An 11,604-nucleotide genomic window follows, 5' to 3' on the forward strand; every position below is an offset into this window, starting at 1 on the left:
CCGGGCGGGGCGTTAAGGTGGCGGACCTGCTCGGGAACGGCCTGTTGCGATTCCCCAGGAAAATGGTTGATTCAGCTCAGTGGAGACCTCCACCACCTCACCCCCGACCACCTCGCACGACGTCATTCGCGCCTGATGCTGTGCGACGACGCCGGCTGCCACAGCGCAAGGCTCACCTGCTGTGAGTCCTCGAGCCGCGTCGGCTGCCGCGAGGGAAGCCAGATCAGCAGCAGACGCAGCCCGGGTAGCCATGACACCTGCCTGGGCCAAGAGCAGCAGGCCAGCCCCCACAACCATGACCACCATGCACAACGCGAGCGCAAGCAAACTCCCCGAACCCTGCTCTCTGCCCGGTCCCCGTGAATGAGGGCGCCGGGCAATCACGAGGGAACCCACCGGCCATATGATTTCCCGCCCGCGGCTGACGGCCCCGCCGCTTCGCTCTTGGCCGACGCCGAGGCTGTCAGTGTCCAGGGGATCAGGGGCCCCAACGCACCTCCTGCTCCCGCCGATACTGTCACGGTCCGCCATTCGTCGTCGCTCTCGACAACCGCACTGGCCGCTTCCCCGGCAAGGCGCCGGACGATGCCCTGGACTGCCTCCGTGCTGTCGCCCCGAGCCAGCGCCCGTGCCCCGGCCCTGGCTGCTTCTTCCAAGCGCAGCTGGGTAATTCCCGCTGCTCCGCCTGCCAGCAAGAAGGCCAACAGAAGAATTACTGCGGGCAAGGCGACAGCGAACTCCGCCGTGACAGCGCCCGTTTCCTTCTGACGGGTTCTCAATTTCAGCCGGGCCGGGAGCAGCCGGATCATGGCAAAGACAGCGCAGTTCGAATCAGGTTGAGCAGGAAGCCCTGGACCTCACCGCTCCGGAGGATGACCACGAGGAGACCCGCCAGGCCGACTGCTGCGAGTGTCGCAATGGCGTATTCGGCTGTGGCCATCCCAGCCTCGGAGCCCAGCATGCCGGCCTCGGATCCCCTGAACCTGGCGGGCAGCTTGGGCAGACCTTTTAGTATCCCTCTGCCGGGCTTCGACGCTTCTGCTGTGCTGCGCGCCAAGCTCATCCGGTCCATGGTTATGTGGTCGAGGATGCCCATGTCTCCGGAAAGCCGCGTATCGTCTCCGGAAAGCCCCTTTTCGAGCATTTCCCTGGCAGTTCTGCCCCGTCCTTCATACGAAGGAAGGCCTGCAGGCAGCGGAAGGGCGGCGGCAATGACGGCGAGCGCAGGAGAGCTACGGCGCTTTCCCGAACGCCTGCCCGGGAGCGTGCTGGTAGCTGATTTCATGTGTGTCTTCCTTTCAGGGTTTCCTTCATGGGTGCCGGTGGATTTCCCGGCTGTAACGACTCTTCCGTGACTTCGTCAGCCCCTGAAGGGCCCGTTTCCGGCAAGTGGATAACCTTCGATTTCCGGGGTCTTGTGGAGGGGAAGTCGGCGCAGGCGGTGTACAAGCAGGCATCGCTCAGCCCGCTGGAATCATGCCGATGAGAACCGGAACGATTCCCAGGCAGATGAATGCCGGGAGCGAACACAGGCCCAAGGGAACCACGAGTTTGACGCCGAGGGCGGCCGCACGCTTCTCCGCGGCACGGAACTGTTCGCGCCGTTCTCTTGCTGCCTGGGCGTACAGGATCGACGCGGAGGGTGCACCGGTTAATGCGGCGAAGGAGAGCGCATCCTTCAGCCGTGCCACCTCCGGTTCGTGCCGGGTTGGCGTACGCCAGGCGGTCTCCCAGTCGGCCCCTATGGCGAGTGCGGCCACCACCGGCCTCAGGGATAACTTGATGGGCGGTGTGGCACTTTGGGCAATGAGTTCCAACGCCCGGCCCAGTCCCGAGCCGGCGTCGAGCATGGAGGCTGCGAGTTCCAGCATCATGGCAGTGTCACGAAGACCGTCTGAAGGAGTATCTGTTAGTTCCTCGCTGCCGGGTCCGGAAAACCCGAACGTTGACACACTTCGCGGGCTTGGCGCTGTGAGACGTGCCGCCAACAGTCCTCCGGGTGTCGGGCTGGCAAGGGCAATGACCGCTGCAAGCGCCAGGACGCCGACAAGGAGCAGCGAGGAAACAGTGGTCATCAGGTTCCACCGACAGCCGAGGCCACGAGCCGGGAAGACCAGACCCGGCCGGCCACTGTCAGTACGAGGCCCACGACGAGGGTGGTAACCCCCATGATGTTGTCCAGCAGTATTCCCAGAGGGTCCACACCCAAGGCGATTCCCAGGGCCAAACCAAAAACGGGAAGCCAGGACAACAAACGGACAGTGGCCTTGGGGCCGGCGAGCGCGGTTTGTCGGGCGGCCTCGGCGTCTTCCTCGGCTTCCAGTTGCGCGGCGAAGCGGGTGAGCAGCCCGGCAAGGGGGCAGCCGCTGTTTTCGGCCACATCCAGGCAAGCGGCAAGTTCCATCCAGATCCTGCGTTCGGTATTCCCCTTGCGCGGATACACTTTGGCTGCGGTGTCACGGATTGATTGGGCCGGCGAGTTTCCCACCGCTGACGCTGCCCGGGCCGCCCCCAGTATCCTCAACGATTCCCGCGACACCGCGGAGGACCGGTCTTGCGAAAAAACCGATCGAGGTTCCTCCATGAAAGACCGGGAGCCATGAACCACCCACAGCTCTTCCCAGAGCCGGGAGGCTCCTCGGCCGCCCCGCAGGAGCGCCGCCAACTGCTGAACCAACACAACCAAAGACAGTGGCCGGGTTTGCCGTGACGGGGGACGCAGCCTTGCCCAGGCCCTTCCTTCCCCGCCGGAAGCACCGGTGACGCCAAAACGTGGAATCGCCTGCAGGCTCCGCTTCGCCCGCCCACGAACACCGCGGGAGGGCTTGAGGTGAAGCCACGCAGCAACCGCGAGAACCAGGACCATGGTGGCGATCATGCGTCCCGGCCGATTTCAGTGCCTGGGTTGACGCCAAGGTCCTGGTCCGCCGTGGGCCCGCTGACGTGCAAGGACTTGTTTAGGGACAGCCGGGCTGCAAGTTGGGCCCAGGACGGCCCCTGCACCAGGCCGTGGGGAGTCAGCTGCAGGGCTGGAACCACTGCCTGGCCCTCCGGCGTGTCCATGAGCACGCCGATGGATGCCACCTTCCGGCCCAGCGGTGTCCGTGCGACGTGAATCACGACGTCCAGGGCACTGGAAACCTGGAGCTTCACAGCCTCGGCGTTCAGGCCGGCAAGTGCGCCGAGCGCGACCAACCGTGCCGGGACGGCTTCTGCAGTGTTGGCGTGGATGGTTCCTCCGCCGCCTGTGTGTCCCGTGTTCAAGGCAGTGAGCAATTCTCTTACTTCCGCCCCTCTGCACTCCCCCACGATCAGGCGGTCCGGACGCATCCGGAGAGCTTGGCGGACGAGCTCGCCAAGGTCCAGTGTGCCCCCGCCTTCCAGGTTTCCGTGGCGGGATTCGAGCGAGATAACGTGCTGGTGGGTGGGGTTGAGTTCGGAGGCGTCTTCGATCAGTACCAGGCGCTCGGACGGATGGCTTAGTCCGAGCATGGTAGACAGGAGCGTGGTCTTTCCTGAGCCGGTAGCCCCGCTGATCAGGAAACTGACGCGTTGCTGCATGATCGCCCGAAGAATCTGTTCAACGGCCTCTCCAAACATGCCGCCTTCCCGCAGCTCGGCCATAGTGAAGGTTTCTTCGCGCCGGATCCGGATGGAAAGCAACGTACCGGCTGTGGAGATCGGCGCCAGCACGGCGTGCACGCGGTAGCCGCCCCTAAGCCTGACGTCGACACAAGGGGAGCCATCGTCCAAGCGTCGGCCGCCGGCAGAGACCAGCCGCGCTGCCAGCGATTTCACCTGCTGCTCGCTGTCGAAGTGCACGGAGGAGCGTTCCAGGCCTTGTCCTCTGTCCACCCAGATCGAGGACGGACCGTTGACGAAGATGTCCGTGACTGAAGGATCGTGCGTAAGGTGCTGGAGTGGTCCGAGGCCGTTCAACTCCGCGTTGATCGATTCGGCGGCCTCGAGCGCCCCGGCCGTACCCAGCAGCCTTCCGCTTGCCTGGACTGCTGCCGCGACCGTGGACGGAGTAACAGGTGCGTTTCCCGAAAGGACTGTTTCCCGCACTGTCTCCAACAGCATCGAATCCAGCCTCCGGATTTGCCTGCGGCGGGTAGCCGTCGCAGGTCGTTCGGTCCTTGGGGCTTTCCGGCTGCCGGGAACCTGCTGCAGGGCATTCGTGTCCTCAGGCGAGGGGTCCACGGAACGGGCCATCCGCTGCTCCAACCGCCGGCTCATTTCAAGGATCCGTTCAGTTCCAACACGTGTTCGGCGAAACGTTGCACGGGCTTTCGACGGCCGAGTTCCAGGAGCCGTCCAAGCTCCGTTCCCGCCGCAACTCCACGCACCTTCGGGACTGTGCCGAACACGGGGAGCTCCAAGGACTCAGCTATCACCTGGGCGTCAATGGCGGCTGGGCTGCCGGCCCGGAGGAGCAGCCCGGTATCGAGCGGTGGAAGTTCTTGAAGGATCCTTGCTGCCGAAACCGCGGGTTTCAAGTGCGCGGTGGTCAGCAGCAGGATTCTGTCGCAGTCCCAAGCCAGTGTTCGCACGCCTTCCCCGCCACGGCCGATGTCCACGACGATGAGTTCGAAGCTCCGGCGTGCAGCATCAAGGACAGCCGCGACAGCACCAGGATCGGGTGCCACAACGGGTTCCCTGGTGCCCGGCCATGAGAGAAAGGCGAAACCACCCGCTACCGGCAAGGAATCCCGGAACTGGCCGGGATCGATGCTGCCCCTCGTTTCCGAGAAGTCAGGCCATCGGAGCCCCGGAATCTCCTGAACAGTGACGGCCAACTCCAGGCCGCCGCCCAGAGGGTCACCGTCCATGAGCAATGTACTGACGCCATGATTCGCGGCCGCCTGCGCGAGCCAGACAGAAGTAGTGGTTGCTCCGGCCCCACCGCTGCCCCCGACAATTCCCAACACCCTTCCACCGGGGTCCGGTGAGCCCGAAAGACTCAGATGCTCGGCGAGCCAGGCGGCGGCCTCGGGAAGGACAGCCACCCGTTCCGCCCCCAGTGCGGCTGCAAGCCGCCAGAGACCATCGCCTTCGGCGGACCTTCCCAGAAGGACCGACGGTGCCTGTCTTCGGGGCGGCAACTCTCGAACATCACTGCCGACAAGGACCACGTCCGCGGTATCCCACCCATGAACTGCTTCCCCGACGTCCGCAGCTGTCCGCAGGCTTCCACCGGCCGCCGCGACGATCCTTTTGGCTTCTTCCTGAAGGTAAGCGTCCCCGGTGACGAGAAGGATGTCCGCCGGGTCCCGCGGCGTCCATGATCCGTCCGCTGATTGATCCGGAAACCCGTGGACGACGTGCTGGTGCCTCTGATGTCGCTTGGTCATGAAGCCACTCTTGCTGCATCGTCTTTGACGTTGAAGGTCCCGACATCTCCATGTGGACAAACACGCCCGAACAGGCGCTGTGGAGGAACAGTCAATGGTCAAGCACAAGGCAGAATGGAGACCATGTATTTGCTGCTTGCCGCCCATCCGGACGGCGCAGCCATACAAAGGGTCTCGCCCACCGGAAAGGCTACGGCGGACGCCCGCGTCGTCACCCGGGGTGAGTTGCCCGGCGTCGTGCGTGAGCTTGAAACCCAGCGTCCCCGTTGGGTGTGGCAACGCGCCCAGGACTGGTACCCCGAATTGCTGAAACAGGGTGTGGAACTCGAGCGCTGCCACGACCTCACGCTCTGCGGAGCAATCTTGGCGCACTCAGCCTTCACTGAGCACACCGAGTACGCCAAAAATGCGGACAAGGTTCAGCAGGACGATGACACCGCCCCGCCTCGTGCCCTCCAGCCCCCGCCACCGCCGGCGGACCAGGAGGCTCTCTTCGACCACCACACGACGGGTGCCAACCGCGCAGGGCTGGCCGAACTGAGGAACGAGTTCGCGGCACAGCAGGATGCGGTTGCCCAAGTTACCACCGAAGACCAGCGGAGGCAGAGGCTCCAATTGCTGCTGGCCGCCGAGTCGGCGTGCTCTGTCATCGCTTGCGAGATGCAACACGCCGGTGTCCCATGGCGGGAAGAGTTGCACGAGCAGATCCTCGCGGACGTGCTGGGTTCCCGTCCTCCGCTCGGACACAGGCCACCGGCCTTGGAAGCTCTCTGCAGTGAGCTTCGCGGAATACTCAAGACGCCTTCACTGAACCCGGATTCGCCGCAGGACCTGATGCGGGCGCTGCACCGCAACGGCATCGAAGTGAAAAGCACCAGGCAGTGGGAGCTTCAGGGGTCCAAGCACCCTGCCATCGGGCCCCTGCTGGCGTACAAGAAGCTTTCGAGGCTTCACACAGCGAACGGTTGGGCATGGCTCGATGCCTGGGTTCACGACGGGCGGTTCCATCCCGAGTACGTCGTAGGCGGCGTGGTCTCGGGCAGATGGGCGTCACGTGGTGGAGGCGCGCTCCAAATTCCGCGGAACATCCGGGCAGCGGTCCACGCAGAGCCCGGCCATAAACTCATCGTCGCCGACGCCTCCCAACTGGAACCCCGCGTGCTCGTGGCCCTCGCCCAGGATACGAAAATGGCTGAGGCGGCACGCGGCAAAGACCTGTACGCGGGTATCGCCGCCCAGGGCTTCGGCGGTGACCGTTCGAAAGCCAAGGTCGCGCTGCTCGGTGCCATTTACGGAGCCACTACGGGCGAATCCGGCCGGCTCATGCCCCAGCTCGCCCGCACCTATCCCCGTGCGGTCGGCTTTGTTGAACAAGCCGCCCGGGAAGGAGAAGCCGGACGTACGGTCACCACCCGCCTCGGCCGAAGCAGCCCGCCGCCGTCAGCCGGTTGGTTGCGAAGCCAACAGTCCACTACCGCGGAAGAACAGCGCCGGGCGGACAACCTTGCGCGTTCGCGCGGCAGGTTCACCCGGAATTTTGTGGTGCAGGGATCGGCAGCAGAGTGGGCGGCCTGCTGGTTGGCGGAATTACGACGGCGGTTGCGTGCCTTGCGGGCCGACGGTCAGCCCGCAGGCGAACTCGTCTTTTTCCTGCACGACGAAGTGATGGTCCACGCCCCGGACGAGGCTGTGGAGGCCTGTATCAGTGCGATCGAAGAGTCCGCGAACGCAGCGAAAGAGCTCATGTTCGGCCGGATACCGGTCGAGTTTCCGGTGAGTGTCGCCGTCGTCGACTCCTATGACAAGGCGAAGTAGGCTCCAAGCCCAACCCGACGCCTCATGTCTTGTCCTGCCCGGCGACGTAGGGGAAACTGGCCAACGTGGGCTCGGAGGTCAGGGATGCGCTTGATGCGTACCTTTCCTTCCAACTTTCTGAGTTGGAAGGCAGCCTTCCCTTGATTGCCGCGGCTGACCAGGAGGCTGTGCATAGCGCCAGGCTCGCCCTTCGTCGGCTGCGTTCAGTGTTGTCGTGCTACAAATCCGCTCTTCCCCGTCTTTCCAAGCAGACGCGGAACGACATTCGATGGTTGGCGCGTTCCTTGGGTGAAGCACGCGACGCCTACGTCCAGGCGCTGCGGTTCTCGCTGTGGCTCGACGCCACGGAGGAGTGGCGGTCACCCGGCGGGCTTCATGGTGCCGTCGACCTACTCGTGGCGCGCAGCAACCAACTGGCGACCCGTGCCGGAACAGGTGCCCGGGCGTCCGAAGTCATCCGCGCCACCCGCGAGGGCCTCTTCGCGTGTGATGAGCCCAAGGGCATTCCGGTTCCCGACCGCGCAGCCGCAGTAGTGCTCCTCCAGCGTGAATGGGCGACCGCCCGGCAAAGCTTGCTGGCCGCATCCACAGTTGCCCCTGAAGGTGACCGGAACGAACTCCTCCACCGGGCACGGAAAGACATCAAGAGCCTACGGTATTCGGTTGAGGCGGTTGCGGATGTGATGGGTTCCGGAGCTACTGCGATCCTCCAGCCGGCGATGGCACTCCAACGAATCCTTGGTGAACAGCACGACAGCGTGACAGGCATCGGCTGGGTTGGCCAGCTGGCCGGCACTCCGGGGATTGATGACGTGGACGCAGGCGAACTGCTCCGAATGGAACAAAGACGCCTTAGCGCGTCAGAAGCCCTTTTCCGGACCGCATTGCTCACCCATCCCCTTCCCGAACCCCGCATCGTACTGCTGGAGTAGGACCTTGCCGGCCGGATGCAGAGTAGCCGTACCGGCCATGCCAAGCCAGTCACATCTCGCTTTGTGATGGACAATGACCCGACTGTGACGGGTACCCCGCAGTAACTTTGTTTAGTGCCCTCTTCTGGATAGTTTCGGAATGTGGCGTCCGGCACACGGGCCCACGTTGTGTGCAAGGAAGCATCCAAGGGGGAAACAGCAACAAATGGCTGGCAGGTTTGAGATTCTGAAGGACTCGAACGAATCGTACTGGTTCCGTCTCACCGCAGGGGACGGCACTGTGGTCGCCGAATCGCCGACGTTCAAGCATCTTGACGACGTCGTGCACGGCATCAACGCGGTCCGGGAGAACGCTGCTACGGGGCTTATCGTGGATCGTTCAACGCAAAACGCCAGGGCAACCGTGGAACCCCCGGGGTGCAAAGCAGCCTAAAGCTGGATGTCGTACACCTTCCGTTCGTCCCAGGGGACAGTCCAACCGAGTTCGTCGAACAGTCCGCTGAGGACCATCCCGGTGAAGCCCCAGACCAGGACGCCGTTCACGGTGAAACCCGGGCTCGTATAGGTCCGGCCAAACCTGGAGATCGTGGCAGTGACCCTGTTGACGGGATCCAGGAGGTCGCGCACAGGCACCCGGAAGACCTGCGCCGATTCGGCGTAGTCCACCACTCGGACGGGAGACGGCGAATCCCACCAGGCAAGCACCGGTGTCACGCGGAAGTTGCTGCGGATGAGCCCCAACTCCGGAATGACCCCGAGAACGCGGACCCCTCCGGCGTCCAGACCGGTTTCTTCCACGGCCTCACGCAAAGCAGCAGCCACCACCGACTCGTCTTCCGGATCCACGCTGCCACCTGGAAAAGCGACCTGGCCGGGATGATCGTCCAAGGTGTGGGCCCGCTCCAGCAGCAAAACGTCGAGGTCTGCGGGTGCAATCGGGCGTCCGGATTCGGCCGGGACGTCGTCCAGCACGCCGAAAAGCATCAGCACGGCTGCGGGTCGGTTTGTCTCGGCGCTGACCGGTAGTTGCGCCCAGTGGGCCGAATGGCGTTGCTCCCCCGACTCAAAGCGGGCAACCAACCCGGCGAGGTCCTCGAACGCAGTCACACAGGCCTCCTTTGCGACTCCATGCGTATCTCTGCGGCCCGGTGCGTCTCCGCGAGCAGCCGCTCCAGCAATGCCTCGTTACCAGGCGCGAGCTCGTACTTGAGCAACTTGGCCGCTTTTACAGGGTCGGTTTCTCCGTCCCCGTAACTTGGACACAGGCTCGCTACCGGGCAGGCCCCGCAAGCGGGCTTCCGCGCGTGGCAGACCCTGCGTCCGTGAAAAACCACCCGGTGCGAGAGCATGGTCCAGTCCCTCGGTTCGAATAATTCCGCGACGTCGAACTCGATCTTCACAGGATCGTCGGAGTCCGTCCATTTGAAGCGACGGGCTAGACGGCCAAAGTGCGTGTCCACTGTGATCCCCGGGATTCCGAAGGCATTACCCAGCACCACATTTGCCGTCTTGCGGCCGACCCCGGGTAGCGTGACCAGGTCCTCGAGGCGGCCGGGAACTTCGCCGTCGTACTCATCCACGAGCCGCGTGCTCAGGGCAAGGACGTTCCGGGCCTTCGCCCGGAAGAAGCCCGTGGGCTGCAGGATGGTTTCCAGCTCAACAGGGTCCGCTTCGGCCATTGCCCGGGCGTCGGGGTAGCGGGCGAACAGGATCTTGGTCACCTGGTTCACCAGCACGTCCGTGGTCTGTGCGGACAGGACCGTGGCCACTACCAGCTCAAACGGGTTCCGGAAGTCCAACTCGGCGTGGGCATACGGATACTTATCGGCCAGGACCCGGTTGATCCTGCGTGCCCGGCGTTTGAGCGCAAGGGGCGTACCAGCGTCAGCGGTGGCCACGGCGTCCCGCCTAGCCGCGTTCGATGTTGCTGAGCTCCCGCAAGACGCCGACCTTGCCGTCGGTGTCCTGTACCAGGAACTCGTGTCCGCGGTCCTCAAGGGCAAGGACCCAACCGCCAGGCTCGATCGTGAAGGCCGGCGCGCCGGTCCGTTCGTCATACGCAGTGCGCGGCTGGGCGACGGCAAACCAGAAGGCCTCGTACGTAGGCGCGGAGTTGGATTCGTCCGGGCGGCTTGCAGGATCCACCGTGGCACCGATGGAGTCAGTGACGGCCCGCGTGTCCGCCGACACGACCGGGGTCGCCATCGTCGCAGCCCATGCACGCTCGTTGGAGGCAGGCGGCGCGGAGGCAGACTGCTGTGAAGCAGTCTGCTGGGCCGACGGCTGCTGGGCCGATGGCTGCTGTGAAGCAGGCTCTTGGGCATGCTGTATGGTCGCGGGTTCGGAAATGCCGGTCCCGGACTTTCGGGAACTGTCCATGGAGTCCTGCCGTCCGGCGGCAGAAGCGCCTGTTGCCTGCGCACCAGAGGCTGCGGCACCCGATGCCGAAGCTGCGGCGGCAGCCTGAGCCCCCGCAGCTTGTGCCTTTGAGGCCGGCGTACCAGCAGCCGGCACCCCCGCGCCCTGCGCACCGGCAGCATGCGGTGCCGCTTCTTTCGAGTCAGCAGAATGCACGACGGCGGGTGCATCGGTTCCAGCCGACGGCCGGGCTCCGAAGACGGCAGGAGGAGAATACGGTCCGCCGGCGCCCGAAGGACCGGCGCCCGAAGGACCGATGGCTGAAGGACCGACGCCTGAAGCGCCCGGGCCTGAAGGACCGACGCCTGAAGCGCCCGGGCCTCCGGGGCTACCGGCAGACGCCGCGGGGCTCTTGGGAGCCGCGGGGGCCTTGGGGGCTGCGGGCTTCCGGCTTGGCACGGCGGCCTGACGGGCTACAACATGGGCAGGTGTTTCAGTCCGGCCCTTGAAATCGGCGGAAATCCACGGAAGGTGGGGCCCAAGGACCGTGGCCGCAAGCAAGCCCACGGAACCCACCAGTCCCAGCAGCACGCTGCCACTAAAGGAGTCGGCGATCGTCAGGAAGAACAAAGGGAAGGCGAACGCTGCCGTAACCGACGCGAATTGATCGATGGACAACGAGCCAACCCGGACGACGGTCCCCGGCTGGAGGCGCCGAGCCACGAACAACGCCACCACTACCAACGGAAGGATGATGCCAAGGAGCAGGAAGAATAGATTGCCGAGGTTCCAAAGGTTGTAGCGTCCGCCGAACATCGGAAGCAGCGACGCTATGAACATCAGGAGCGCGGAGCCAAAAACGGTGAGGTCCCGAATGGTGAAAGGCCCCGCAACGGCGTCGTATTTCGCGGGGGCGCCGGCGGCTCCTGCTGTTGATGTGCCGGCGGTGTCACTCTTGGCGCTGGGGGCAGTTCCAGCCGTGGTGTCCGTTCCCGTAGGCTGCGAGTCGTGCGGGCCGGGGCTCAGCTGGTTCATCCAAATCTCCTTCGTACGGCGTTGTCCTGGTCAGTCCGGACCGGTAGTTCCGCACGAATCCGCGGAAAACCGGACACGCTTCTGATGCGTCCCACGACTTGTTCAGCCTA

13 protein-coding genes are annotated in these 11,604 nt (G+C 64.6%); 3 read left to right on the forward strand and 10 right to left on the reverse strand.

The annotated features are described in order from the left end of the window. Positions 1–12: 12 nt before the first annotated feature. The 7 genes from AB0N65_RS17220 to ssd all read right to left on the reverse strand — a co-directional run bounded on the left by AB0N65_RS17220 (position 13) and on the right by ssd (position 5,354). Positions 13–396: an Rv3654c family TadE-like protein gene (locus AB0N65_RS17220; protein WP_364164285.1), complete on the reverse strand. Its 384-nt coding sequence runs from the start codon at positions 394–396 to the stop codon at positions 13–15. After that, entirely contained in the window at positions 381–779 is a 399-nt protein-coding gene (locus AB0N65_RS17225) for a TadE family type IV pilus minor pilin (protein WP_364164288.1), read from the reverse strand. Before AB0N65_RS17225 ends, AB0N65_RS17220 begins: the two co-directional genes overlap by 16 nt. 26 nt (positions 780–805) lie before the next feature. Beyond that, entirely contained in the window at positions 806–1,285 is a 480-nt protein-coding gene (locus AB0N65_RS17230) for a DUF4244 domain-containing protein (RefSeq protein ID WP_364164291.1), read from the reverse strand. Positions 1,286–1,460: 175 nt separating this feature from the next. Further along, a complete protein-coding gene (locus AB0N65_RS17235; RefSeq protein WP_364164294.1) occupies positions 1,461–2,075 on the reverse strand; it encodes a type II secretion system F family protein in 615 nt (204 codons plus the stop codon). Beyond that, positions 2,075–2,878 carry a hypothetical protein gene (locus AB0N65_RS17240; protein ID WP_364164297.1) on the reverse strand — a complete coding sequence of 268 codons (804 nt, stop codon included), beginning with the start codon at positions 2,876–2,878 and terminating at the stop codon, positions 2,075–2,077. Before AB0N65_RS17240 ends, AB0N65_RS17235 begins: the two co-directional genes overlap by 1 nt. Beyond that, entirely contained in the window at positions 2,875–4,083 is a 1,209-nt protein-coding gene (locus tag AB0N65_RS17245) for a TadA family conjugal transfer-associated ATPase (RefSeq protein WP_364164420.1), read from the reverse strand. Before AB0N65_RS17245 ends, AB0N65_RS17240 begins: the two co-directional genes overlap by 4 nt. A gap of 152 nt (positions 4,084–4,235) precedes the next feature. Next, complete coding sequence (ssd, locus tag AB0N65_RS17250; RefSeq protein ID WP_364164300.1) at positions 4,236–5,354, reverse strand: septum site-determining protein Ssd; 1,119 nt, start codon at positions 5,352–5,354, stop codon at positions 4,236–4,238. A 123-nt stretch (positions 5,355–5,477) separates the two neighbouring features. On the opposite strand from ssd, the gene AB0N65_RS17255 reads away from it, so the two are divergent. From AB0N65_RS17255 to AB0N65_RS17265, 3 genes are all read left to right on the forward strand, one after another. After that, positions 5,478–7,169, forward strand: a complete 1,692-nt coding sequence (locus AB0N65_RS17255; protein ID WP_364164303.1) for a bifunctional 3'-5' exonuclease/DNA polymerase — start codon at positions 5,478–5,480, stop codon at positions 7,167–7,169. 65 nt (positions 7,170–7,234) lie between these two features. Beyond that, positions 7,235–8,101, forward strand: a complete 867-nt coding sequence (locus AB0N65_RS17260; protein ID WP_364164306.1) for a CHAD domain-containing protein — start codon at positions 7,235–7,237, stop codon at positions 8,099–8,101. Between the two features lie 205 nt (positions 8,102–8,306). Beyond that, entirely contained in the window at positions 8,307–8,534 is a 228-nt protein-coding gene (locus AB0N65_RS17265; protein ID WP_364164309.1) for a DUF1508 domain-containing protein, read from the forward strand. On the opposite strand, the gene AB0N65_RS17270 is transcribed toward AB0N65_RS17265, so the two are convergent. Genes AB0N65_RS17270 through AB0N65_RS17280 form a run of 3 tightly spaced genes read right to left on the reverse strand, consistent with a single transcriptional unit; the run spans position 8,531 to position 11,494 of the window. After that, positions 8,531–9,208 carry a CoA pyrophosphatase gene (locus tag AB0N65_RS17270; RefSeq protein ID WP_364164312.1) on the reverse strand — a complete coding sequence of 226 codons (678 nt, stop codon included), beginning with the start codon at positions 9,206–9,208 and terminating at the stop codon, positions 8,531–8,533. The two genes, AB0N65_RS17265 and AB0N65_RS17270, sit on opposite strands and share 4 nt — an antisense overlap. Continuing rightward, entirely contained in the window at positions 9,205–9,999 is a 795-nt protein-coding gene (gene nth / locus AB0N65_RS17275) for an endonuclease III (protein WP_364164314.1), read from the reverse strand. Before nth ends, AB0N65_RS17270 begins: the two co-directional genes overlap by 4 nt. A gap of 10 nt (positions 10,000–10,009) precedes the next feature. After that, positions 10,010–11,494 (reverse strand): hypothetical protein, encoded by a 1,485-nt coding sequence (locus AB0N65_RS17280; RefSeq protein ID WP_364164317.1) that lies wholly within the window; start codon positions 11,492–11,494, stop codon positions 10,010–10,012. Between the last annotated feature and the right edge of the window lie 110 nt (positions 11,495–11,604).

Origin of the sequence: Paenarthrobacter sp. NPDC089322 (assembly GCF_040684895.1) — a bacterium.
Lineage (GTDB): Bacteria > Actinomycetota > Actinomycetes > Actinomycetales > Micrococcaceae > Arthrobacter.

Excerpts from the sequence above, each read along its gene's own strand:
- AB0N65_RS17230 (WP_364164291.1), bottom strand. The coding sequence starts at position 1,285 with ATGAAATCAGCTACCAGCACGCTCCCGGGCAGGCGTTCGGGAAAGCGC.
- AB0N65_RS17235 (WP_364164294.1), bottom strand. The coding sequence starts at position 2,075 with ATGACCACTGTTTCCTCGCTGCTCCTTGTCGGCGTCCTGGCGCTTGCA.
- AB0N65_RS17240 (WP_364164297.1), bottom strand. The coding sequence starts at position 2,878 with ATGATCGCCACCATGGTCCTGGTTCTCGCGGTTGCTGCGTGGCTTCAC.
- AB0N65_RS17245 (WP_364164420.1), bottom strand. The coding sequence starts at position 4,083 with ATGCTGTTGGAGACAGTGCGGGAAACAGTCCTTTCGGGAAACGCACCT.
- ssd (WP_364164300.1), bottom strand. The coding sequence starts at position 5,354 with ATGACCAAGCGACATCAGAGGCACCAGCACGTCGTCCACGGGTTTCCG.
- AB0N65_RS17255 (WP_364164303.1), top strand. The coding sequence starts at position 5,478 with ATGTATTTGCTGCTTGCCGCCCATCCGGACGGCGCAGCCATACAAAGG.
- AB0N65_RS17265 (WP_364164309.1), top strand. The coding sequence starts at position 8,307 with ATGGCTGGCAGGTTTGAGATTCTGAAGGACTCGAACGAATCGTACTGG.
- AB0N65_RS17280 (WP_364164317.1), bottom strand. The coding sequence starts at position 11,494 with ATGAACCAGCTGAGCCCCGGCCCGCACGACTCGCAGCCTACGGGAACG.